This is a genomic window from Candidatus Zixiibacteriota bacterium (assembly GCA_040756055.1).
GTDB lineage: Bacteria > Zixibacteria > MSB-5A5 > GN15 > FEB-12.
On record JBFLZR010000002.1, the window covers coordinates 360,813 to 384,132 of the forward strand.

The 23,320-nt window shown below is 52.5% G+C and carries 20 protein-coding genes; 10 read left to right on the forward strand and 10 right to left on the reverse strand.

Translation table 11 applies throughout. The annotated features are described in order from the left end of the window. Positions 1-11 precede the first annotated feature (11 nt). The 4 genes from AB1483_04880 to AB1483_04895 form a co-directional block, all read right to left on the reverse strand. Entirely contained in the window at positions 12-755 is a 744-nt protein-coding gene (locus AB1483_04880; GenBank protein ID MEW6411794.1) for a phage Gp37/Gp68 family protein, read from the reverse strand. Between the two features lie 775 nt (positions 756-1,530). After that, the gene (locus tag AB1483_04885; GenBank protein ID MEW6411795.1) at positions 1,531-2,238 is read right to left on the reverse strand and encodes a DUF3800 domain-containing protein; all 708 of its coding nucleotides are present in this window, start codon (positions 2,236-2,238) and stop codon (positions 1,531-1,533) included. 102 nt (positions 2,239-2,340) lie between these two features. Then, positions 2,341-3,222 carry a pyridoxal 5'-phosphate synthase lyase subunit PdxS gene (gene pdxS, locus AB1483_04890; GenBank protein MEW6411796.1) on the reverse strand — a complete coding sequence of 294 codons (882 nt, stop codon included), beginning with the start codon at positions 3,220-3,222 and terminating at the stop codon, positions 2,341-2,343. A 288-nt stretch (positions 3,223-3,510) separates the two neighbouring features. After that, a complete protein-coding gene (locus AB1483_04895; GenBank protein ID MEW6411797.1) occupies positions 3,511-3,921 on the reverse strand; it encodes an Rrf2 family transcriptional regulator in 411 nt (136 codons plus the stop codon). 319 nt (positions 3,922-4,240) lie between these two features. Between AB1483_04895 and AB1483_04900 the strand changes: the two genes are divergently transcribed. From AB1483_04900 to AB1483_04935, 8 genes are all read left to right on the forward strand, one after another. Beyond that, positions 4,241-4,597 (forward strand): iron-sulfur cluster assembly accessory protein, encoded by a 357-nt coding sequence (locus AB1483_04900; protein MEW6411798.1) that lies wholly within the window; start codon positions 4,241-4,243, stop codon positions 4,595-4,597. A 5-nt stretch (positions 4,598-4,602) separates the two neighbouring features. Next, positions 4,603-4,863, forward strand: coding sequence for a DUF2480 family protein (locus AB1483_04905; GenBank protein ID MEW6411799.1), 261 nt, complete (start codon positions 4,603-4,605; stop codon positions 4,861-4,863). Between the two features lie 64 nt (positions 4,864-4,927). After that, positions 4,928-5,245, forward strand: a complete 318-nt coding sequence (locus AB1483_04910) for a 2Fe-2S iron-sulfur cluster-binding protein (GenBank protein MEW6411800.1) — start codon at positions 4,928-4,930, stop codon at positions 5,243-5,245. Between the two features lie 143 nt (positions 5,246-5,388). Continuing rightward, the gene (locus AB1483_04915) at positions 5,389-6,147 is read left to right on the forward strand and encodes a prepilin-type N-terminal cleavage/methylation domain-containing protein (protein MEW6411801.1); all 759 of its coding nucleotides are present in this window, start codon (positions 5,389-5,391) and stop codon (positions 6,145-6,147) included. Positions 6,148-6,294: 147 nt separating this feature from the next. Next, a complete protein-coding gene (locus tag AB1483_04920) occupies positions 6,295-7,473 on the forward strand; it encodes a hypothetical protein (protein ID MEW6411802.1) in 1,179 nt (392 codons plus the stop codon). Positions 7,474-7,495: 22 nt separating this feature from the next. After that, entirely contained in the window at positions 7,496-8,692 is a 1,197-nt protein-coding gene (locus tag AB1483_04925; protein ID MEW6411803.1) for a hypothetical protein, read from the forward strand. After that, positions 8,685-9,863 (forward strand): type II secretion system protein GspG, encoded by a 1,179-nt coding sequence (locus tag AB1483_04930; protein ID MEW6411804.1) that lies wholly within the window; start codon positions 8,685-8,687, stop codon positions 9,861-9,863. The genes AB1483_04925 and AB1483_04930 overlap by 8 nt, the downstream gene beginning before the upstream one ends. A gap of 8 nt (positions 9,864-9,871) precedes the next feature. Then, positions 9,872-10,606: a prepilin-type N-terminal cleavage/methylation domain-containing protein gene (locus AB1483_04935; protein MEW6411805.1), complete on the forward strand. Its 735-nt coding sequence runs from the start codon at positions 9,872-9,874 to the stop codon at positions 10,604-10,606. Positions 10,607-10,612: 6 nt separating this feature from the next. Here the strand turns inward: AB1483_04935 and AB1483_04940 are convergent, their stop codons facing one another. From AB1483_04940 to AB1483_04950, 3 genes are all read right to left on the reverse strand, one after another. Next, on the reverse strand, positions 10,613-11,755 hold the full coding sequence (locus AB1483_04940; GenBank protein MEW6411806.1) for a saccharopine dehydrogenase C-terminal domain-containing protein: 1,143 nt from the start codon (positions 11,753-11,755) through the stop codon (positions 10,613-10,615). Positions 11,756-11,840: 85 nt separating this feature from the next. Then, positions 11,841-14,012: a hypothetical protein gene (locus AB1483_04945; GenBank protein ID MEW6411807.1), complete on the reverse strand. Its 2,172-nt coding sequence runs from the start codon at positions 14,010-14,012 to the stop codon at positions 11,841-11,843. A 76-nt stretch (positions 14,013-14,088) separates the two neighbouring features. Continuing rightward, positions 14,089-15,069 carry a polyprenyl synthetase family protein gene (locus AB1483_04950; GenBank protein MEW6411808.1) on the reverse strand — a complete coding sequence of 327 codons (981 nt, stop codon included), beginning with the start codon at positions 15,067-15,069 and terminating at the stop codon, positions 14,089-14,091. A 490-nt stretch (positions 15,070-15,559) separates the two neighbouring features. Between AB1483_04950 and aqpZ the strand changes: the two genes are divergently transcribed. Together aqpZ and AB1483_04960 are read left to right on the forward strand one after the other, a co-directional pair. Then, positions 15,560-16,249 (forward strand): aquaporin Z, encoded by a 690-nt coding sequence (gene aqpZ / locus AB1483_04955; GenBank protein MEW6411809.1) that lies wholly within the window; start codon positions 15,560-15,562, stop codon positions 16,247-16,249. Positions 16,250-16,398: 149 nt separating this feature from the next. Continuing rightward, a complete protein-coding gene (locus AB1483_04960) occupies positions 16,399-17,889 on the forward strand; it encodes an OmpA family protein (GenBank protein ID MEW6411810.1) in 1,491 nt (496 codons plus the stop codon). A 156-nt stretch (positions 17,890-18,045) separates the two neighbouring features. Here AB1483_04960 and AB1483_04965 read toward each other — a convergent pair whose 3' ends face one another. From AB1483_04965 to AB1483_04975, 3 genes are all read right to left on the reverse strand, one after another. After that, positions 18,046-19,416, reverse strand: coding sequence for a DEAD/DEAH box helicase (locus tag AB1483_04965; protein MEW6411811.1), 1,371 nt, complete (start codon positions 19,414-19,416; stop codon positions 18,046-18,048). A gap of 38 nt (positions 19,417-19,454) precedes the next feature. Next, positions 19,455-21,368, reverse strand: a complete 1,914-nt coding sequence (gene typA, locus AB1483_04970) for a translational GTPase TypA (GenBank protein ID MEW6411812.1) — start codon at positions 21,366-21,368, stop codon at positions 19,455-19,457. Between the two features lie 669 nt (positions 21,369-22,037). Further along, complete coding sequence (locus AB1483_04975; protein ID MEW6411813.1) at positions 22,038-23,297, reverse strand: glycosyltransferase family 87 protein; 1,260 nt, start codon at positions 23,295-23,297, stop codon at positions 22,038-22,040. Between the last annotated feature and the right edge of the window lie 23 nt (positions 23,298-23,320).

A 23,320-nucleotide genomic window follows, 5' to 3' on the forward strand; every position in this document is an offset into this window, starting at 1 on the left:
ATGTTGCGGGCTTAAAAAAGCGATACCTGGCCTGATTGGAACTGGGGGCAATCTGGCATTTCTTCGTATAGTCTGCCCTGGAGTCTGCGTCCTGTTTTCTTCTTGTTCACGCCTCCCCACTGCTTGAAGAAAAAGGCTGTGCCGGCTTTCCGGCACTGGTCTTTGATATCGAGCGCCCATTCTTCGCGCATCGGCCTGGCACCGGAGCCGGATTCGCCGCCCACCACGATCCAGGCTATATCTTCGAGGTTCGGGTTTGGCAGGGGGCTTAACAGAGGCTCGCAGGATAGCCATTTTATGTAGGCATCGGTGGCGCGGAGGTCATCGATACGGTGCTTGTATCTTTCGCTTTCGACCGTGACGCCCATCCAGATATTGTTCGGCCAGGGGAGTTCGTTGCGGAGTCTTTTGAGACGGTCGGAGCGCTTGGTCAGCACTTGAAAGATGTGGTGCTGACATCTTTGCATTACTTCGAAGACCTGTTTTATATAGGCGGTTGGTACTTTTTCGTGGAAAAGATCGCCCATGGAGTTTGTGAAAATGATGTGCGGTTTCCTGAGCCGTACGGGGATATCGAGGGTCCGGGGGTGAAGCGTGACTTCAAACCCGTTTTCGTATTTGGCCACGCCCATGGCTTGCAGTCTGTGAGCCATACGGGCGGCGTAACAATGGTCACAGGCGGCGCTGATTTTGTTGCACCCTGTGACCGGGTTCCAGGTGGCGCAGGTCCACTCTATTTCGGAGCGCGAGGACATATCTCTTATGGAAGTTATACTTCAATAATCCTCCCAACAAATCACAAAGTTGTAGACAAAGGGGGCAGAATCTACGGCGAAACAGCGGTAATTGTCTTTTGGAGCCCTTCAGTACGAACCGCAGTTAATCTATTGTCAGGCTGCTAGTTTAGAGTCTGAAGCTATAGATTTTCAGGATATTCGGTGAACAAAGGTATTGACAAAAATGTTGACAATTTAGCTTATTGTCCGATAATTATGATAGCTCATCTGCCATGTGTAGAAAGAGTAACGAGGCCGTCCTTCTAGTAAGGGCGGCCTCAGCTATTTTGTCGCCTCTTCAAACTCTTTTTGAAATTTCCTTTTTTGGTGGTCACGAGTGACTTGATATGCGGTCCAAAGCAAGACGTAGTTTCGCCGCTTGGCAAGGATTACAGCATATTCGCAGCATTCCAACCAGATCACGACTCGGCGCTCTCCGCTGCGTTTATTTTCCCAAATCTTCAGACTGGTCGATTTTTCGTTGTCTATGACAGCCCGAGGCCATCTGATTCTCTCGCACCGCCTCAGATCAGGAAGCCGTTCCAACTCGCAGTCCCCTTCGCTAATGAGGTGCCAAAATGTAGCCTCCTTTCCCTTGAGCATAGGTAACCGCTTTGGCGATACGCGCTGACCTCTAAAGTTGGGGCGATTATATATAAAGTCTCGTTTGAAGTAGCGGTAAATCTCTTCAAGATACTTCTTCCAATCACCACCGTAGTCCGACAATGGGACGAGATCGGGTAACCAATCGGGATTATTCGTCATCTGGATTCGAGGGGGTCCATTTAAATAGGTTGACTTTGTTTTCTCGGAGAAGCGTCTTTTGCACTAAACTGAATCCCGACCGCTCCCTCATCCTATTCACCACCGCGATCTTTGACTTGCTCTCAGTCAATTTTCTATTGGCATAAGCTACAGCACCAATCAGCAAGTCCGCAAGCTGTAGCATCTCAACCTCGTTTGATCTAATTATCTGAAGACGTTGGACTATACGTCGGTCGAAGTCGTAAAGTGAATTTGAAAGCACGTCGTGTAACTTGGCAACTTTGGCCGAGCCTCTTGTATCCTTGATATCCAAATAAATGTAAAAAATGTCGTTTTGCCCCAGTATGGCTTTCAGCATACTAAAATACATTTTATAATACCATGTGTCGTGATCCTGAGCGAAACGCGGGTGATCAAGTTTGTTTTTGCCATCAGCTATAATTGCACGAAAATGCAGGTCATCGTCATCAAAGAAGTAGTCTAATAAATCGAGATAGAATCTTTCCTTCCCTGACGAAACTTTTGTCCATTTTATCTCAAACGAACTCGGTAGATTGTGTTTCAATTTGATTTCACGTATCCGAACCGAGATCTCTCGTGATTTCTCGGCAGGACACCAAACTGCTCCCAAAACCATTATGGGCTGGCCATCGTTTTCCAGATGACAGCTCTCATCACAATAAACATTGTATTCCATGCTGTACGATTACGCTATCGAGAGTCACTTGTCAATCATATTAAATAAGAAGCCCACTTCGTTATGGAAGTGGGCCGTAAATCTGAACAGAGAAGATGGTGACTACCGCGTGTGCAGTATCTCATCCTCGGGGATGTCGGTCACCTGGATGCCTTTCATGGCCTGTCCCAACCCGCGGGAGGCATCGGCAATGATGCCGGCGTCCATGTAGTGCGTGGTAGCGGCGACAATTGCCTTGGCGCGTTTTGCGGGGTTGTCGGACTTGAAAATACCCGACCCGACAAAGACCGCCTCGGCACCCAGCTGCATGCACAGCGAAGCATCGGCCGGAGTGGCAATACCGCCGGCGGCGAAATTCGGAACGGGAAGTTTACCCGTCTTGGCCACCATGCGGACAATATCGATCGGCACGCGGTGTTCTTTGGCGACGCCGTAGAGTTCTTCATCGCTCATCACGGTAAGCTGTTTCATCACGAGGCCTATCTCGCGCAGATGTTTCACCGCTTCGGATACATCGCCCGTGCCGGCCTCACCCTTGGTGCGGATCATCGCGGCGCCTTCGGAAATGCGCCTGAGCGCCTCGCCCAGATTACGGCAACCGCACACGAACGGGACTTTGAACGGCCACTTGTTGATGTGATACATGTTGTCCGCCGGAGTGAGCACTTCGGACTCATCGATAAAGTCTATCTCCAGAGACTGGAGCACCTGTGCTTCGGCAAAATGCCCGATGCGGCACTTGGCCATGACCGGAATGGTCACGATGCGTTTGATGCCTTCGATAATATCGGGGTCGGCCATCCGGGCCACACCGCCTTCGGCTCTGATATCGGATGGAACCCTTTCGAGAGCCATTACGGCGGCGGCGCCGGCATCTTCGGCGATTTTCGCCTGCTCGGGAGTGGTGACGTCCATAATAACGCCGCCTTTAAGCATCTCGGCCAGGCCGACTTTGATTTTGTGCTGTTTATCGTTAAAATCTATCACTGTATGGCTCCTTTGAATCGCTTCCATTAACTTGAACGCCGCCGGTGTCAGGAAGTTTCGCTTTCGCGGGCGGTCTTTCGCGCCCGAGGCCAACCACAATCACCTGGCGTCAATTAGCCAGCCAAATATAATAAAAAATGGGGCTCTGGCACAAGCCCCAAAATGTCACTTAGACGGCCAACCACAATGGATGGTGAACCGAACCGTCGGTTGTGGGCCGAGATGCTAAACGATCCTGTCTCCAACTCGACTGCGGTCAGCCATTATAACATTGTCCTATGACTATTATTTCTTGGTCTTTTTGTATTTGGCGAAGTGTTCCTTGCTCAGAGCTTTCTTGAAGATCTTTTCATGGGCCAGCCAGAATTCTTTCATCTGGCACTTGCTGTACTGCTCGCAACGGCAGTTGGGTGTCTCCGTACACAGATTCAGGTGAATCGGACCATCGATAGCCTCAATAACATCAAGAAACGTAATGTCCTTCGGCATACGCGAAAGGCGATAGCCGCCGGTAACTCCCTGATACGAAACCAGTATGCCGCTGCGCGTGAGATCCTTGAGGATCTTGGCCAGAAATTCTCTCGGTATATTCTCGGCCTCGCTGACCGAGTTGATCGACCCCAACTTCCCCTTGGGCAGTGAGGATATATGTCGCACAGCCCTCAATGCATAGTCTGATTTACGTGACAGTCTCATGATGCAATCCCTATTTTAGACTTTTTGGGTTTATGATTATTTCCTTGTCAATCCATTCTCTCCCCATTTATATACGAAAAAAGATTTTCTTAGTCCATAAAAATATTGACTTAAAGGTAATTTTTTGTCGGTATTTTTTCTCTCGCAGAAATCTCCTTATTACCGCGCCAAAAGCGCAAGAACCGGCCCGTATTATAAGAGGTGAAAACCAAATGTCAAAAAGATTTTGCGACCCCGGAACCAAAGCCTTTCTGACCTGTTAAGGGAATGCAACCGGGTGATTGCGGTATCGAAATTGACAGCAAGGAGATACTAAATAATGGACCATTTGATTTCTTCGGATAAAAACCAGACTGTAACCATTACCCCTGCCGCTATCGCGGAGATAAAGAGACTGATTGAGCAGGAAAAAGCCCAGGACCTTTTTCTTCGCATAGGCGTCGCCGCCGGAGGTTGTTCCGGGATGTCTTATATGATGGCCTTTGACAATCAGCTTGGCGAGCACGACCGCCAGTTCGACTTTGACAATCTCAAGGTAGTCATGGATTCACGGGCGATGCCCTACCTGGCCGGTTCGGTGCTGGACTACAAAGGCGGCATGCTGGGCGGCGGTTTCCAGTTCGAAAATCCCAACGCCAAGCGCTCCTGCGGCTGCGGCAGTTCATTTACCTGCTGACGGCCATGGCTTTTGCGGTAGTTGATCCGTCGGAATTCCTTTCCGGTAGCGTCTTCAAGGAGGATATCTTCCTCAGCAAAGCCAACGCTACGGATTGGAGTTTGTTTAAGCAAAAAAAAGTGCTGATTCGCGGATGCAGCGGCACGGTCATACCCCCGTGGGCTTTTATGTTCCTCACCGGAAAGCTGGCGCCGCACGCGAAAACAGTCCTGTACGGCAACGAGCACGACAACGTCGTGGTCTATCGTCAGGGGGAATCTTCTTGAAATTATGGATGGCGACTTCTATCTTATGAAAGAACAATTGACACCGGTTAGCGAGGTTGGCCTGATGCCGAAAGTAAGATTCCTGCCGTCGGACAGAGAGGTTGTTGTAGAAGAGGGGAAAATTCTTCTCGATGCCGCTTTAGACAACAATATCAAGATAAACCACAACTGCGGCGGCAACTGTGCCTGTTCCACCTGCCATGTCTTCATTGAGGAGGGCTACGATACCTTAAATGAGATGTCAGAGGATGAGGCGGATATGCTCGAGGACGCCGAGAATTTACAGGAAAACTCACGTCTTGCCTGCCAGTGTAAGGTAACTTCGGACCTGATTGTCCGAATTCCGGAGAAGACGGATATTTTCGGCGACGACGATATATAGCCGTAACTTACGGTCTGCCAACCCTCTTTTCATATTTCCCCCGGCGCCCTATCCAAAAGGGGCGTTTTTTGTTTTAGCCCAAAGACTTAAGGCCGGTAAAGAACCTGCCGATAATCCCCAATAATGGTAATTTCCGAGGTAAAATGCGCTACCGCAGGTTGATACACGGTTACGGGTACTCCCTGTTTGAGCTTCTGGCGGTAATCATCATAGTGGGGATTATCGCGACTGTCTCAATGAGGTCGATGAGAAACACGGTTGATGTTTCCAAGGCGGAGGAGACCAAGCAGGAGATGAATCAACTGGCCTGGGCTATCTGCGGAAACCCGAATCTGGTGTCGGGCGGAGTACGGACCGACTTTGGGTACGTGGGTGATATCGGGGCACTGCCGGCGTCGCTTGATAACCTGGTTACCAACCCGGGTTATGGCACCTGGGATGGACCGTATATTCGCGACGATTTTTACTCGTCGACCGGCGGCTCGGAATCCGAGTTTAAGTATGACGGTTGGGGAGCGGCTTATACTTACACCGGTGACAGCATCATATCCACCGGCGGCGGGACGACACTGGCGCGAGAAATCGCCTACGCAACTTCGGACCTGCTCGCCAACACCGTCGAGGTGCTGGTAACGGATATAAACAACACGCCTCCGGGGGCAAGGCGTACGGATGTTTCGCTGGAGCTGATTTATCCCGATGGCGCGGGATCGACAACCACGACCGTTGCCAACCCGCGCGCCAACGGGTTGGCGTCTTTCAGTTCCATACCGATCGGGCATCACGACCTGATTGTCGTGTATGCCTATGATACGGTAAGCGACACGCTCTACCGTAAGGTAGTGGTGTATCCGGGCGAGTCATTTTATACAGAGATGGCCTTTGCGCAAAATTACTGGTAAGAGCTTTGATGGGATAACAGCAGGAGTGGCATCGATCGCTTATCGAAGCAGTATTAGGAGGCTGCCGGCGTGGGCTGGCCGGCGGGTAACAATAACGTGGAGCAATAACTGAGATGCAAAAAGCAGTGATGCATCAGGGGGTTATGTATGGTGGGGCTGCGCGTGTTAAGTCGCGTCGGGGGCGATCGAGGCATTAGTTTAATTGAAGTAGTGGCATTGATTGTCATCGTCGCCATAGTGGCGGCGACAGCACTTAAGTCGATGAGACCGGGTATGGAAAATGCCCGCAAAAGAAAAACCGAGCGCGAGATGGAAATGATCATGAAAGGCATTATCGGCGATCCTTCGGTGATGTCCGTAGCCGGAGGCGTACGCTCCGACTTCGGGTACGTGGGCGACGTGGGCGCGTTCCCGCCCAATCTTGACGCGCTTGTTGAGAACCCCGGCGGCTATACCACCTGGAACGGGCCTTATATCCCGTCTCAATATATGGACGGGTACAAAATCGACGAGTGGGGTCAAGAGTATATCTACGATGGTGCACTAAGCCTGACCACCGGCGGTTCGAGCAGTCAATTTCGCAGGCACGGCAGTCTGGACACAACCGACATTCTGCATAACACCTTGGCCGGGTTCGTAGTTGACGCCAACGATAACCCGCCCGGATCCGATTATGCCGATTCTATCGAAGTGACGATAACGTATCCGAACGGCAGCGGCGGACTGGCCGCAAATACTGCCAACCCCGATTCCACCGGACACTTCAGTTTCAGCTCCATTGTCATGGGGCAACATCTCGTCGAAGCGGTCTACCTTCCGGAGGTTGATACGCTCGTGCGCTATGTAACCGTACTGCCGAGGCATAATGAGGATGAACATATAAGGATGAATTTCGGTTCGGTGTATTTTGCTGAGGATACCTCGGGGGGCGGCGGCGAAGGTCATCTGACGCTGGTTGATGGAACTCCGCTGGCGAGTGGTACCGGTTGCCGGGATGTATCGTTCGACATTATCAACAATACCGGCAGTGATGTCACCGTTACCACCATTTACGCGGCATGGAGCGGATCGGCGGCCTATTATGAGATAATTCGATGGAACTCCACTCAGGTGTTTTCGAGCGGCTCAACCAGAATCGGCACCGAGCAAACGGTCGATATAAGCGATCAGACAATCGCCAACGGAGCGACAGCCACCGTGACGATCCAGGGATTTAAAGACCGCGCCACCGGTAGCGGCAATAGCGTAAACATGGGCGGAAAAGAATTTCAAATCGCGTTCTCCGACGGCTCCCAGGTGGAGTTTACGACGCCGAGTTGCCCGTAACGATGGGAAGTGCTAAGCAGGTATGAAACACAGGCTCCTTAACAGTAGATTCGTCGATGCGCGGGGCATGAGCCTTATTGAGGTGGTCATAATCATTGTCGTTATCGGCGTGCTGACATCGCTGGCGATGCAATCCATGACTGCCCTTATGGGGGATGCCAGAGCACGAGAAACCGAGCGCGAGATGGACCTTCTGGCAAAGGCCATCGCCGGGGATCCATCGATCATGTGCGTCGCCGGCGGAGTACGTTCGAGTTTCGGCTACGTTGGCGATATTGGGGCGCTACCGGAAGATCTTGAAGATCTCGTGACCGATCCGGGATTGGGTACATGGAACGGACCTTACCTGATACCAAGTTTCAACCGCCAGCAGGATGATTTCAAGAAAGATGGTTGGGGAGTAGCATATGCTTATACCGGTGGGGTTACGATAACCTCCACCGGCTCCGGCGAAGATATCGTCAAGCGAATAGCTGACAGCGAAAACGACCTGCTGTTAAACCAGGTGGCCGGGGTTGTCAGAGATTGCCTGGACTCGCTACCGACCGCCGATGACACCGGCGATGTTGATATCGTGGTGATCATCCCCAACGGCAGCGGTTCGACCGTTACGAAATATTACGACATCGACGTTGGCGGTGAATTCCTGCTGGATTCCATACCAATCGGCCGGCATCCGGTCAAAGCGATATATACGCCCGAAAGCGATACTTTGATGCGGTATGTGACCGTGATGCCCCGCAACAGTATTGGCGAGGCTGTGCCCTTCAATTTCGACTCGTCGTATTTCTCCACTTTGGATACTTCCGGCGGTTCAGAACCCACCGGATTAACACTCGTTGCGGGTAGCCAAACCGTATACGGAGCGTCCCCGGGAGACTGCAACTATGTCAGCTTTGACGTGGAGAATCTGACCGGCTCTCCGGTTCAGGTGAATAGCATCACGGTTTCATATGCCGTGACGGCCTATTATCAGATATTGACATTCGAGGGCACTGAATATTTTGACAGCAATTCTCCCCGTAACGGATCCGGCGCCACCGTTTCTTTCGGTTTACCTCAGACCATTCCCGTGAGTGGTTCGGCTACCGTCACGATTGAGAATTTTCGAAGCACCGCCACTGGGGTGGGTGTCAAGGTGGATATGTCGTTCTCGACTCTGAGCATAGAGTTTTCTGATGGCTCGGCCTTTGATGTGGAGTTTAGCGCCTGTGAATAGCTGTTTCCAACATCTTGCTGCCCGAAGGGGTATCACCATGATAGAAGTGGTGATGGTGATTGTGATCACGGCTATCATTTTGACTGTGGCTATGAGATCTGTCGTGACGGTGACCGAGACCGGGCGGATCGAAGAAACCAAGCAGGAGATGGAACAACTGGCGATGGCGATTGTCGGCAATCCGGAACTCGAGAACAACGGCGTCCGCACGGACTTTGGTTATGTCGGTGACGTCGGCTCGCTCCCGGCCGGCCTCGATAGTCTATACAACCGACCTTCGGGATACACCACATGGAACGGCCCGTATATTCAGCGACGGTTCGCGCAGATAACGAACGATTTCAAAGAAGATGCCTGGGGTGAGGCCTACACATACGCCGGCGGCGTGGATATTGTTTCATCCGGCTCGGGCTCAGACATCGTGCGCAAGCTGGCCAATGCTACCGATGACCTGGTATCCAATGAGGTGACCGGGATCATCCTGGACCGCAACGGAGCGCCGCCGGGACCCATAGAAGTCGATTCGGTGGAGCTCCATCTGGTTATACCCGACGGCACCGGCGGCACGACCACGCTGTCGATGCACCCGGAGGCATCGGGCTATTTCAGTTTCAGCGGCATTCCGATCGGCAATCACGATCTGGAAATTATCTACGAACCCTTGCACGATACGCTCAAGCGATTCGTTTCCGTGCTGCCCAATTCGGTGCTTTATCAGGAGTATTTCCTGACATTCAGTCCGTGGTCGGAGATTCCTCCCTCGGAAGACTGTTTCGAGTATATCGAGGGCAGTGCGTCGCTGATAATGGGCAGTAGTGTATGTGACCGTATCGAGTTCGATATTATCAACAACTGCAGCGAGTATATTTCCATTACAAGCATCATGCTGGAGTGGGACAGTCCGGAGGCGTATTTCCAGAACGTTCAGTGGGACAACCAGGCCGCCTACAACCAGTCCACTAACGGCGTTGGCTCTGGCGAGGTAGCCGAATTTCAGGCACCAAATGATACGAAATGGGCAGCGAGCGGGGAAACAATTACAGTCCACGTGGAGATCTTTAAGACCGGCAGACAACCGTCAAGCACCAGTGTTGACATGAGCAATGTTGATATTACCATAACGCTTTCGGACGGCACCACTTTCTCATTCAATACCGGCCCGTGCCTGTAGGAGTTCTAATGAGAATTGTCACATCAAAAAGCGGTTTTACGCTGGTTGAGCTGGCGATTGTGATAGTGATTATCGGGATCATAGCGGCGGTAGCGACAAAGAACATGTCGAGCGCTATCGATACGGCCAAGTACGAGCACACCAAGAAGGAACTCGATCAGCTCGCGTATGCTATCGTGGGAAACCCCGATGTCTATGCCAACGGCACCAGGACGGATTTCGGCTATGTGGGGGATGTGGGCGCGCTGCCGGCGAATCTCGATGCTCTTGTCAGCAACCCGGGTGGGCTGGCGACCTGGGACGGCCCCTATATGGGTAGCGGGCTCAATGCCGACGATTTCAAAAAGGATGGTTGGGGAGTCGAATATGCTCTCACTGGCACGCAGATAACCTCGACCGGTTCCGGGTCGGACATAGACAAAGTGTTCGCGAGCAGCAGCGACGAATTGTTGTCGAACGCAGTGCGGGGGGTTGTGGTGGACGCGAACCACGATGTCCCCGGCGCTATCGATACAACATCGATTGTGATATCGCTGACATATCCGGACGGCGCGGGAAGCAGTACGACTGCCGAAACTTATCCGGGGCCGAGCGGCAATTTCGCTTTTACGGGAGTACCTATTGGAGCTCACCAGTTGCGGGTGGTCTACACCGCCCAGCACGATACAGCGACCTACAACATATCGGTCGAACCGAACACCACGGTCAAGCTGAGCATCACCTTTCCCGCCGACCTCTGGTAGGACGTTCTAAGATTCTTTTACGACCAGATTTATCCCGCGCTTTTTCAGTTGCGGCAGAAACAGCGATGGTTTAACAGCTATTTCCTGCGGTTTACATCCGCGCTCACTGATTTGCCCCGCCGCGGCCATCCAGGTGATTATCGCCGCCGGGAACGAGGTGGTCCGCATCATGGCCGTAAGCCCGGTTTTGGTGTCCTGGCGATCGACTATTTCGTAGACGATGGTCTTATCCTGACCATCTTTCTCACCTTCCAGTGTCAGCCTCACCAAAACGAGATCCAGCCCGCCGAGGGTAAGGTTTTTGTCGAGAACAGCCTTGAAAACCGCTCTTGGCTCGACCATCTGGCCATCAACCTCGATTTTCTGACGGGAGGCCAGCCCTATTTCAAGCATAGTCTTGAAGAGTTTGCAGTGGCCGGGATAGCGGATAGTCTTGTAGTCGAGAAAATCGATTTTGCCTTTGTAGGTTTCGGGCAGAGTTGAGGTTCCGCCCGAAGTATAGAAAGCCTCAAGCTCGCCGATGCCGTCAAACTCCAGCGACTCGACAGCGGTCATGGGATTAACCGTCTTCTTCTTGCCGTCTTCGAGAATCACGCACGGTTCCCAGTACTCGTTAATCAAACCCTCGGCGGAGAAAACCATCTGGTAATTAAGCGGCGGACGGGGTGATTGCGGCAAGCCGCCTACTCTTATTTTCAGGGAGCGGACATGGTCCAGTTTTGAGATACCGTCAGCGGCGATAACAGCGACCATACCGGGCGCGAGTCCGCAGTCGGGGATGATTATTACGCCGGCCTTTTCGGCCTCATCGTTCATATCAAGCTGGGTATTGACAGCATCGTTGTTGCCGCCAAGGTCGACCATGTGACATCCGGCGGCAATGGCGGCCCGGGTTAGACCGGGGTTGTATTTGTAAGTGACGCACGATACGGCTGCGTCGTATTGTTTCAGACATTCCAGGGCGGCCTTTTCATCGCCGGCATCCAAAAACCCTGATTCGGCTTTGCCGTCTCCATATCCATCGGCTATTTCCTTCGCGAGCCGGGCGTCGATATCGTACACCCCGACCTTTTCGACTCCCTCGGCCCGGGCCAAATCATAAACCGCCGCCCTTCCCATCAAACCAGCGCCAATTACCGCTATTTTCATAGATGAAATCTCCCTGCGTATAAAATTTCTGGAAATATACAGCAGAAGACGCTACGAGCAACTTAAATCTTTTTGATGTGATATGTCAGAGCAGCTGGTGGATTTTTCGCAGCAGCCATTCGACTGACAGCGCCGCCAGAAAGATTATCAGCAGCCAGAATTTGTTAAAGATGGCTATGTCGCCGGATGAACTGACTGTCACCGGTGCCATGTTGATCGCGTCGATGGCTTTATCGAAACTGTCGAACCGGAAATACTGTCCGCCCGTCAGGCTTGCCATTGCCGCAAGGGTTGCGGGGTCGCCGGACTGATTGGCCTGCTCGAGAGAAAACGGCTCCACCAGAATCTTACCTTCGGCCCGCTTCAGTTGCCTCCCCTCCGCCTCGAATCGGGCGATGAACCGGTATTGGCCGGGGACGACATCATAAAGCTCGGCCGTGTGTTTACCCTCTCCCCTGTCTATCAAATCCGCCTCGTAACTCAGGTTTTGCGAGGGGTCTTCGAGCCTGACAGTTCCGGTGACGCCGGGAATGGGACGAAAACCGAGATCGAACGCGAAGCCCTCGAAGCGGATAGTCTCGCCACGGTGGTAAACATCTTTGTCCGGTTTGATACGCACCGGATCGAGGTCATCGCTGACAGTCAGCCAGCTGATAGTTCCTTCGACAAACTTCCGGTAGCTCGCGTCGTCCTCGCCGAAACCGAGATTGACGAATCCCCAGGTCCAGAATGGTGATGCCGCCGAAGCCATCAATTTGCCGGGGCCGAATCTCCGGTAGCCGAGTATCGGCAACCGGTTTTCATCGCGGCCGGTCAGGGCTGCCCACGCCAGAACGGTTGACTGAGGGTTTATGCTGTCACAAGGGGCTATTGCCTGAAACGGCGGAAGGTCGGCCCAGAGCTTGCGGATTTCGGTCTGGGTGTCCGCGAGTCTCACCGAAGGATGAAAGAGCTGGCCTTCAGATGGTGAGCCGTGGAAAGAACGGTACTCGATCGGTTGACGTTGCGATTGTGAGAATGGCAGAAGCCGGTTGAACCAGTCGACCGGACCGCGCGCGCAAAACTGCTCGCCCATCAGCGCCAAGATTGAACCGCCCTTCTCGGAGAGATATGAACTCAGCAGGTCTTGCCTGCTTTCCAATTTGCGCGGGTCAGGGTCGTGGAGGACGACAAGGTCGTACCGGTTAAGCTCGCTCTGGGTTGCGGGGAACTGTCCCGCCAGGTTGCCGGCTTTGGAACCGGTAGCGATGAGATCAACTTCGTACTTGTCCGATTGTTCGAGCAGTCTTTTAAGAAAACCAACTTCGTAGTCCGGACGCTCGGTAGCTATCAGGACCATCAAACGGCTCTTCAGGACTTTTACCGAGAATGATTTCTGGTTATTGGCGCTGTTTTGCTCGGCGCCGGAAGCGCTGACGGAGACTTTCAATATTTTTTGCCCCGGCTCCATCGGCGTGTACTTGAGGGTTGTTTCTCCGAGACCATCGGGCTGGTCGGGATTGAATTCGGTCTGGAAAACCACTCTGTTTGAGTCGAGAAGTCTTATGGCGAAGTTTTTGTCATCGGCTCCCTGCCAGCTGAGTTTCAGTTTCATCTCGGCCGGTTGACCCGCGAACAGGATCGGGTTGTACTCGATATCATCGATGCCGACATCAAAGCTCCCCACCTCCGATGCCAGGTCAACCGCAATCACCGGATCGCCGATACCAGCCGCCGCTTTGCGCGGGTCGACGCCTGAGTTCGAGCGACCATCGGTAAGCACGAGCCAGTAGTCGTAGGGCTGGGCTGTTTCAGTCTGTCTGACAGCGTCGAGAGCATCGCCAAGAGCAGTCCGATCCGGCTGGATTTTGTCCGACTCGCTGGTGAGGTTGCCGGCAAAATAGAAACTGTGGATATCGGCAGAGCTTTGAAGACGGTCGAAATCGTTCGATGACAGCAACGAATCGCGGCGGGCGTTTCGGGAGAGGTTGGATTCTACTTTATCCATGCTTCCGGATTCATCGAGAAGCAGCGCCACCGATGGCTTTCGCTGGTAGTCGCGGGTGTAGCTGATAACCGGCTCCAACAGCACCGTTATGAGGGCGAGGATGGCTATCGCGCGAAGTGCTCCGAGGATTATTCTGAGATAACGCGGCAGCGGCGGGTTGGTGCGAAGGTAGAGATAGACGGCCAGCGCCAGAAGAATGACCAGCGACGACCAGACGAAAAACCCTGACCCGGTCTGAAAATCTATCGAAATGTTTTCCAGCCCAAACATGTGTTACCTTATACTCTCTGGCGATAAGTAAGTTTGAAAGGTCAAAGCAGCCAACTTAAAAAGCAACCGGGCGGTCTTACGACTGACGGGCTGTGGTGAAATTGACCATGTCCTGCAGACGCTCAAAATAAATCGAATCGCTCACCGAAGATATCGATTCCAGGCCGCGCTGGCTCAGGTCGTGCGCCTTGCGGTAGGTGTAGTCGATCCCGCCGGTTTCGGTCACGAACTTGAAAATCTTTTCGAACGAATTATCCCCCCGGTCTTTCAGGTGCTTGAGAACTTCGTTGCGACTGGCCTTCCCCGCTTTCTTCAGCGAATAAATAAGCGGCAGGGTTACTTTGCCGGTGAGAACATCGTTGCCCGGTTGTTTGCCGGTCGTCTCGGCGTCGCCAACGAAATCCAAAAGGTCATCGGCCATCTGAAAGGCGGTGCCTATTTTTTCACCGAAATCGGCGAATCTCGCGCGCTCTTTGGAGACGCGGTTTTTCAGGATCGGCCCGGTCTCGCAGGAGACTGAAAACAGCGAGGCGGTTTTGTCGGCGATGATCGATATATATTCATCTTCGGATAAATCGTAATTCCCGGTTTCTTCGATCTGGCGAAGCTCCCCAACTGCCACGCGTTCGGTGGCGGTCGAGATCGCCTTCATAAGATCCAGCGAGTCAGCATCGACCATAATCTTGAATGCCTTGGCGAACAGATAGTCACCCATCAGCACCGATATCAGGTTGGTCCACTGGGCGTTGACAGTCTGGCGACCGCGACGAAGTTCCGACTCATCGACTACATCATCGTGAAGCAAAGTTGCCGTGTGAATCAGTTCAATCGCCAGCGAGGCATCGACCGAGTGATCCGTGAAATTGTCCGAGGCCCGCGAGGATAGAAACAGAAAGACGGGGCGGATGCGTTTGCCTCGGGTTTTTAAAAGATGCCGCGCTATTGAGGTTATAAGCGGGGAATCCCCCTGAAGGTGGTCGTTGAGTTTGGTTTCGAACTGGTCCAGATCGCTTTGGATGGGACCGGTGTATTCGTTCATTTTACTTAAGTCGAGCATTTGTAACCATATAGACTTGTCTGGAACGAAAAAATATGCTGTTTTGGCCCGGATGTCAACCGAATTAAACCCGGCGTTTTGGGTGCGTCAATTGTCTCTCTGGCCTAATTAACAGCGGGAGAAGGCTTTTGTTCCGGCATACGACTCCTACTCCTTCGTGTTCTTTCAGAATGAGAGCCAAAGTTGCCCGCGCAAAATCATTGCGCCTGACCAAAATTTGTGATATAGTATTTTCGATGTTCGGCGGGGAAAGCATCACAGGATCTCAAGACATCGAGGGGCTGGATATCAGGCGTGCACCAGTAGCACCACTTTATTTCGTCAGGATCGAATAGCAGGCTCACAAGGTGGGGCGCTGAGTCGCATCGACGAAATTATGGGAGATTCCAGTCGTGGGCCAGATGTTGCTTACAGTGACTGACCATAAATCCTTACAAAAGATACAGTCAATAAATGCTCTCAATTCAATCGTGTCGAAAGGAGACAAGCGATGAAGCAGTATGGAGCTGAGTTCATCGGTACCTTCTGGCTGGTGTTTGGCGGTTGCGGCAGCGCTGTTTTGGCGGCCGCGTTTCCGGATGTTGGCATCGGGCTGTTGGGTGTTTCTCTGGCATTTGGCCTGACTCTTCTGACGATGGCTTTCGCGATCGGTCATATTTCCGGATGCCACATAAATCCGGCCGTGTCGGTCGGGCTGTGGGCCGGCGGGCGCTTTCCGGCCAACAAGTTACTGCCCTACATAATAGCCCAGGTCCTCGGCGGAATAGTCGCCGGCGCGATACTTTATCTTATAGCTTCGGGAAAAGCGGGCTTCGATCTCTCCGCCGGTTTCGCGTCGAACGGTTATGGCGCCCATTCGCCCGGCGGTTACTCATTGTTGGCCGCCCTGATAACAGAGGTGGTTATGACCATGATGTTCATCCTCGTCATTCTCGGCGCCACCGATAAACGAGCACCTCAGGGTTTTGCTCCCATAGCTATCGGCCTGTGCCTGACTCTCATCCATCTGGTCAGCATACCGGTCACCAACACCTCGGTTAACCCGGCTCGAAGCACCGGCGTGGCTCTGTTTTCGGGCGGCTGGGCAATCGGACAGTTGTGGCTGTTCTGGGTGGCTCCTATAGTCGGCGGTATACTGGGAGCTTTAGTCTATCGCGTCATCGGCAAAAACAATACGTAGTCCCGAAGTTTGGGACAAAAAGAAAGGATGCATTCTTGGCTCGGTCATGGAAGACGGATGGGTGTTCGGCAGGACAATCCCGGTGTGTCTTTCAATTTCAAATAGTAACATTCAACTAACTTTAACACAACCCGGAAGGAGTGTTTCTTATGTGCTCAAAGAGAATGCTTGTTGTGCTGCTGCTGCTCCTTGTCGCTGCATCGGGGTCTGCAGCGGACCTGAAGGGAAAGACCAGTGTGGGGGTCAGATTCCCGGTTTTCATGCCGCTTTTCAACGGCGATAATTTCACCAGTTCAACCGGTTCCCGGCAGCCTTTCATGATGGGCTGGGACTTCGGCATCGAAGTCAAACGCGGGTTTTCGGATCAGTGGATGCTCGGATTCACCGCGAATTATCTCACGACGTATGACGATACAACCAGCATAGACAATTCGGGCGATGAGCTTAACAACAGTGACAATGCCACCGCCAAACTGACCGGCATGGTGTTTGGCGCGCAGGCGTATTGGTTCTACGAACCCGACTGGCGATTCCAACCATATCTTCTGGCCGGAGTGGGAGCTGATCTCTGGAAGGTCAAGGACGTTGTAACCGACGATTCGTACGGTTCAACCGATCTCAATGTCAAGATAGGAACCGGCCTTCTGTTTCCGGTGAACGAGAATTTCACCATCGACGCGCAGGTGAAGCTTACGCGCGATTTCGCCAATTTATCTGAAGACTTTCCGGCCGGATTCTACGGACCGGATACATGGGAAAAATACAGCGACCGGCCGTTTAAGGGATACCTTGAGGTGTCGGTCGGCCTCGCCTACTTGTTCGGCGGCGAGCCTGACACTGATGGCGACGGGGTGCCGGATAAGAAAGATCAGTGCCCCGGCACTCCCGAGGGCGTGACGGTGGACGCGTCAGGTTGTCCGATAGACACCGATGGCGACGGGGTAGCCGATTATCTGGATAAGTGCCCCGACACTCCCAAGGCCGCGCCGGTAGACGCCCAGGGATGCCCGCTCGATAGCGATGGCGACGGCGTCTTTGATTATCTCGATAACTGTCCGAACACTCCGAAGGGATGGAAGGTCGACGCCGCCGGATGCCCGTTCGACGACGACGGTGACGGTGTTGTCAACGAATCCGATAAGTGTCCGGATACTCCCGATGGCGCCGAGGTAGATGCCAACGGCTGTCCGCTGGATTCCGATAAAGACGGCGTGCTGGACTATCTCGACAAATGCCCCGGTACTCCGGCTGGTATCGAGGTGGATGAGACCGGTTGTCCCAAGATCCTGAAGAAGGGCGAGAAGATAACGCTGCACATCAACTTCCCGTCCAACTCTTACGAGATTGACGATGAGTCAAAGGTTATTCTCGACGGGGTCGCGCAGACTATGCAGTCGTTCCCGGAAATCAAGATTCGGGTAAGCGGCTTCACCGACAACACCGGCAGCGCCGGTCATAATCAGCAGTTGTCTGAAAACCGCGCTAAGGCCGTGGTTACATACCTTGAGAGCAAAGGCGTCGAAGGAAGTCGGATGTCATCGGTGGGTTACGGCGAGACGCCGGAATATTTTGTCGGAGACAACACTACCGAGGAAGGCCGGGCGTTAAATCGCCGCGTCGAGCTTGAATCGGTTGAATAACTTTTGGTCCGAGTAACTCAAATCGGGGGTGATCGTGTGATCACCCCTGTTTTATATTTGGACAACGATCACTGCGTTGTTTGAAATAGTAGGTAATTGCGCGGGCAGATGGAGACATCTGCCGTTCACAACAGGATCCCACCGCAAGCGGATGGGTTACCGGATTTTTGACTTGGCTTTTTTTGATTTTCTTGCTTTGAAAGATCGCTGCTTTGGCCCGAGGCGCTTCATGGCGAATTTCCCAAAACCACCCTTTTTGAAATTCCGGCGTTCTGATGAACGCTTGCTTGAAGACGACTGGCTCAAATTCGATTGATCGGCCACTTTTGAAAGAAGCGTTTCCGATGGCAACGTCGGCAAAGCGGAAATTGCCATCTTGGTCTTCATGAATCTTTCAAGACTCCTGATTGACCCTCTTTGCTCGGTGGTGGCGAAAGAAACAGCGTGACCGGTCTTTCCGGCACGACCGGTGCGCCCGATACGGTGTACGTAATCTTCCGAATTAGCCGGCATGTCATAGTTGATCACCAGCTCGATGCCGCAGACATCGATTCCACGCGCCGCTATATCGGTGGCTATGAGAACCCGATACCTGCCCCGTTTGAATCCCTCCAGAGCGTTTTGCCTCTGTCCCAGGCTCCGGTTGGAATGAATTTCGGCCGCGGCAAATCCCATACTATTCATCTTATCGGTCAATTTGCTCGCCATCCGTTTTGTGCGGGTGAAGACCAGCACCGGACCGGTACAGCGCTGAAGCTGCAGAGCCAAAAGCCGACTCTTGTCCTGATTGCGGATGAAGAACGTTTCGTGACTGACCTCCGATGGTGTCGCACCGGAACGATCGACCTCGATACGGACCGGATTTTCCATCAACTTTTCGGCAATAACCTCAATCTCTTTCGGCATGGTCGCGGAGAACAACATCGTCTGGCGTTTATCGGGAATTGACTTCATTATTTTCTTGATAGCCGGCAGAAATCCCATGTCCAGCATCCGGTCAGCCTCATCCAATATGAAAACCGCGATGTCGGCGAGATTGACGGTCTTTCTTTCAATGTGATCCATCAGCCGTCCGGGCGTAGCGATAATAATGCGAGGATTCTTCCTGAGCGCATTCAACTGCGCGGACATCGAGGCTCCCCCGATCAAAACCACCGACCGCAGATGCGTGGTGCGTCCGATAGACTGAAGCGCCTGTTCCACCTGAACCGCAAGTTCACGGGTCGGGACCAAAACAAGCCCGGTGCTTCTTTTCATCTTTGACAAACGCTGAAGCATCGGAATGCCGAATGCCAGGGTCTTGCCCGATCCGGTCTGGGCCAGGGCTATAATATCCGTGCCCGTAATACCCGCCGGTATGGCTTCTTTTTGAATCGGCGTAGGCTTCGTAAAGCCAAGCCGTTTTATTTCCTTTATCAGGTTCGGGGTAATATCCAGATCATAGAATCCGTCAACGGATTGTCCGGTTATATCATCATTGCTTTTGTTGTAGTCTTCCAGGGAAGTATCATGTAATCGTTGGTTCAAACTCAAGTAATCCTCTTTCGAAAATAGTAATAGGGCGCTCAGGCGGACAGCCTCGATGGCAGCACACCGGAGCTTTCATCCAGGGCGAGCTGCTTTTTCTCGGCCCGTCTGCGCTCTTCAACATCCAATATCGTTTTTCTGACCCGGATGGATTTGGGAGTCACCTCGACCAGTTCATCATCGCGAATCCATTCCATCGCCTGTTCCAGCGTCATCTTGCGGGGAACATCGAGTTTGACAGCGATGTCTTTCGTTGATGACCGATGGTTGGTCAGGTTTTTCCGTTTGGTCGGATTGCAGGTCATGTCCATATTTCTTGAATTTTCCCCGACAATCTGACCCCGGTAGATTTTATCCGTCGGCTCGATAAAAATAACCGACCGCTCCTGAAGTCCTTCCAGAGCATAAGCTGTGGCCGTGCCCGTTTCGATACTCACCACAGAACCCTTGCTTCTCGATACAATCTCGCCGCGCCACAAGCCATAACCGATAAAGCGGGAAGCCATCACTCCCAGACCACGGGTGTCGGTCAAAAATTCCGACCGGTATCCGATCAAGCCGCGGGTGGGGATTTCGAGTTCGATGCGGACAGTGTTGGTACCGGCATTCTCAACCGATAACAACTCTCCCTTGCGCCGGGCGAGTTTTTCGATGATGATCCCCTGATATTCTTCCGGTACATCGATTATAAGCTGTTCGACCGGCTCCAAAACATTGCCGTTTTCATCAAGACGCGTGATTACTTCCGGCCGGGAAATACAGAACTCAAGCCCCTCGCGCCTCATTTCTTCTATCAGGATAGCCAGGTGAAGCTCGCCGCGCCCCGATACTTTCACGCCATCCGGACGACCGATATCTTCCATCCTCAGCGCGACATTCACGCGAAGTTCCCTTTCGAGACGCTCTTTTAGCTGACGGAGCATAATCGCGGTGCCATCCTGTCCCGAGAACGGCCCATTGTTGACGATGAAAAACATCGAAAGAGTCGGCTCTTCGATCTCAAGCGGTTTGAGGGCTTCTTTCGTATCCTCATTTTTGGAAAAAGTGTCGCCGATGCCGATTTCGGGAGGTCCCGCTATCCAAACAATATCGCCGGCCGAGACTTCATCGGTCTCCACCCGGGTCAGACCCCGGGTAATCCACATGTGGACACCTTTGGTTTTCGAACAAGAATGCAAAAACCAATCCTTGTCTCGCGACGACGGATCTTTCAGCCTGGTGACCATGCGGGTAAAACTGTCACCTTTTTTCAGCGTACCTCTCAGAACCCGCCCGCAACCGATTTGGCCGATATAATCACTCCAGTCAAGAGAACTGACCTGCATAAGAAAATCACCATCCTGATTGACCTGCGGCGGGGGAACCTCGTCAATGATTGTCTGGAAAAGGGCGTCCATCCCCTCATGCTCTTCGGTGTCCAGATCCCTGACAAACCATCCATCAAGGCCGCTGCCATACAGGACCGGAAAATGAGCCTGTTCGTCGGTAGCGCCCAATTCTATGAAAAGATCAAATGTCTTGTTCAGGGTATGACCCGCCCGGGCGTTGGGACGGTCGACTTTATTGACAATCACAATCGGCCTGAGTCCGAGCTTGAGGGCGCGCATAAGTACATAGCGGGTTTGCGGCATCGGTCCCTCGTTGGCGTCGACCAACAGCAGCACCGAGTCAACCATTGAAAGCACCCGCTCCACCTCGCCGGAGAAATCGGCGTGACCGGGAGTATCGATGATATTTATCAGGTAATGATTCCATGACACGGTGCAGTGCTTTGAGCGAATGGTGATGCCCCGTTCGCGTTCCAGCGGGTTGTTGTCCATGAGCCGCTCTGCTACTTCCTGGTTTTCACGGAATGTCCTTGTAGCCTTGAATACCGAGTCTATGAGTGTCGTTTTGCCGTGGTCGATATGAGCAACGATAGCAAGGTTTCGAATGTGAGCGATATCAGCCATAAATCAATTCATCTTTCGTCAGCAGAAACATCTGCCAGGTAACACTTTCCAAATAATCTACAGATTAGACTTTATGGGAATAATCACGCAGAAAAAAACCGAACAGCTTCTTAACTGTCCGGGTAGACATAAAGACCCGACAATTATACCGTTTATTCCTGTTTTGTCAACAAAAAGTTACGCGTCGCAGGCGGTTATCAAATTCAATAGACTACAACAGCCTTTGCGGTTTTAAGTTCCCTGATCCGCCCGGCCCGCCTCAGCCGGGAGTATTTTCAGTACTTTTTGTCGCCGGGCAATGGCTATCGGCTGTCGGATTTGTTCCGGCTGCAGGCGGCAATTCGGTATTGACCGGCAGCTTCGGTACAGCTATAATGCTTGTGCAGATGGGAGGATATTATATTCCTTGAGTATAGTGCAAGACGTGGAAGAAAAGTAGGTCGAAACTCCTGCCCGTCAGGGTCTCCGCCATCGGCGGAGAAGTTTCGACAACTGAGAAATTTTGGGATAGTCCAAGTAGGTCGGCGTTCCGACGGGCACACCGCGAGCAACGCGAGGGGACGTGAACCAAGCAACCCGACATGGTGAAAAAGCCGAAATCAAATGTCGGGTTTCTCACGATTATATTTTTTGGAATCCCGCGAAGCGCGGGACAGGTCGGAACCCGACCTAATTTGGCTGTGACACAGGATGTCGTAAGGATATCCGGGCAAGAGCCACGAAGAGGAGAGTCAAGGATATAAAATAGAGAGGCCCACCAAAGCCGTTGCCCAGATAGAAAAAGATGAAGAAACCGGTCAGCAGCATCCCGCCCGGCAAGACGGAATGGCTGCGGTCGTAAAGTAGTCTGACCAACAAAGCTGACGCTGCCGGAATCAGATAGGCCAGATGATGTTTTTCGGAGAGCGGAGTTATAAACAATATCGCCAGAAGGTAGAGGCTAAAGACCCACACGTCCGATCTCCGGTTGTCCTTGCGCCGAGAGACTACATCGATAATGCCGACCGTCAGTACCACAATAAGTGCGGAGATGACCTTAAGGCCCGACCAACCCTGCAACGCCGGTACAAGGTTTCCAACCACACCGCTGAGTGTAAAGTATATCTGCCCGGAGTCGTGTGCTCCTCCACCGGAGAATTTGCCAAAAACAAAGCCGCGGATGTACTCGCCATAAATGGTGAAGGTGTCGCCACCGAGGGTGACAACCGGCAGAATGAAGAAGGCGGAAAATAAAAGAGCCGACAGGATCAACGTTTTGAACCGGCGTCGCAAGAGCAGAAACACGAAGAATATGAGTGGCACGAGCTTAATGGCGGCCGCCAGAGCAAGGAATACTGATGCCGCCAGAGGTTTGTCCTCGGAGTCGTATTTCAAAAACAGGACGCAAAACAGCAGCACAACGAAATTGACCTGCCCGTTGAGAAAGTGGTTCTGAAGAATGGAAGTGAGAAGCATTAGAACCAGTACAACAGGCGCAAACAGATGACGCCCCCACGAGGTCGAGCTGTCCTGCAATGATAGTCGCAGTAGAATGATTATCGAACCGAGCATTGCTGCTACATTGATCAGATACCAGACGAAGTTGCTTAGCCAGTAGGGCAGAAGACTGAGCGGAATTAAGACAAAGGCAAAGAACATTGGATAGCTGTATGTAAAGGGAGTGTCGGTTTCAAACGGATTCTCTCCGTGCATCACCGCCTTTGCCGAGAGAAGATAGCTCGTGAAGTCATATCCGACATCGCGATAAGCACGGTGGTAAGTTTGAATCAAAAAGACGATCAACAGCAGGACCAGAATGGACAGAGCGACAAGCCTTACGCTACGTCTTGATAGAAAATTGCGAGTTGTTTCTGCGTTCACGCTGACCGCCTCAGAGTACGTGGCCCACGATGAAGACTCGGAGTGGTCAAGGTTCTCACTATCATACATACTCCTCTACTATCGGAATCCAT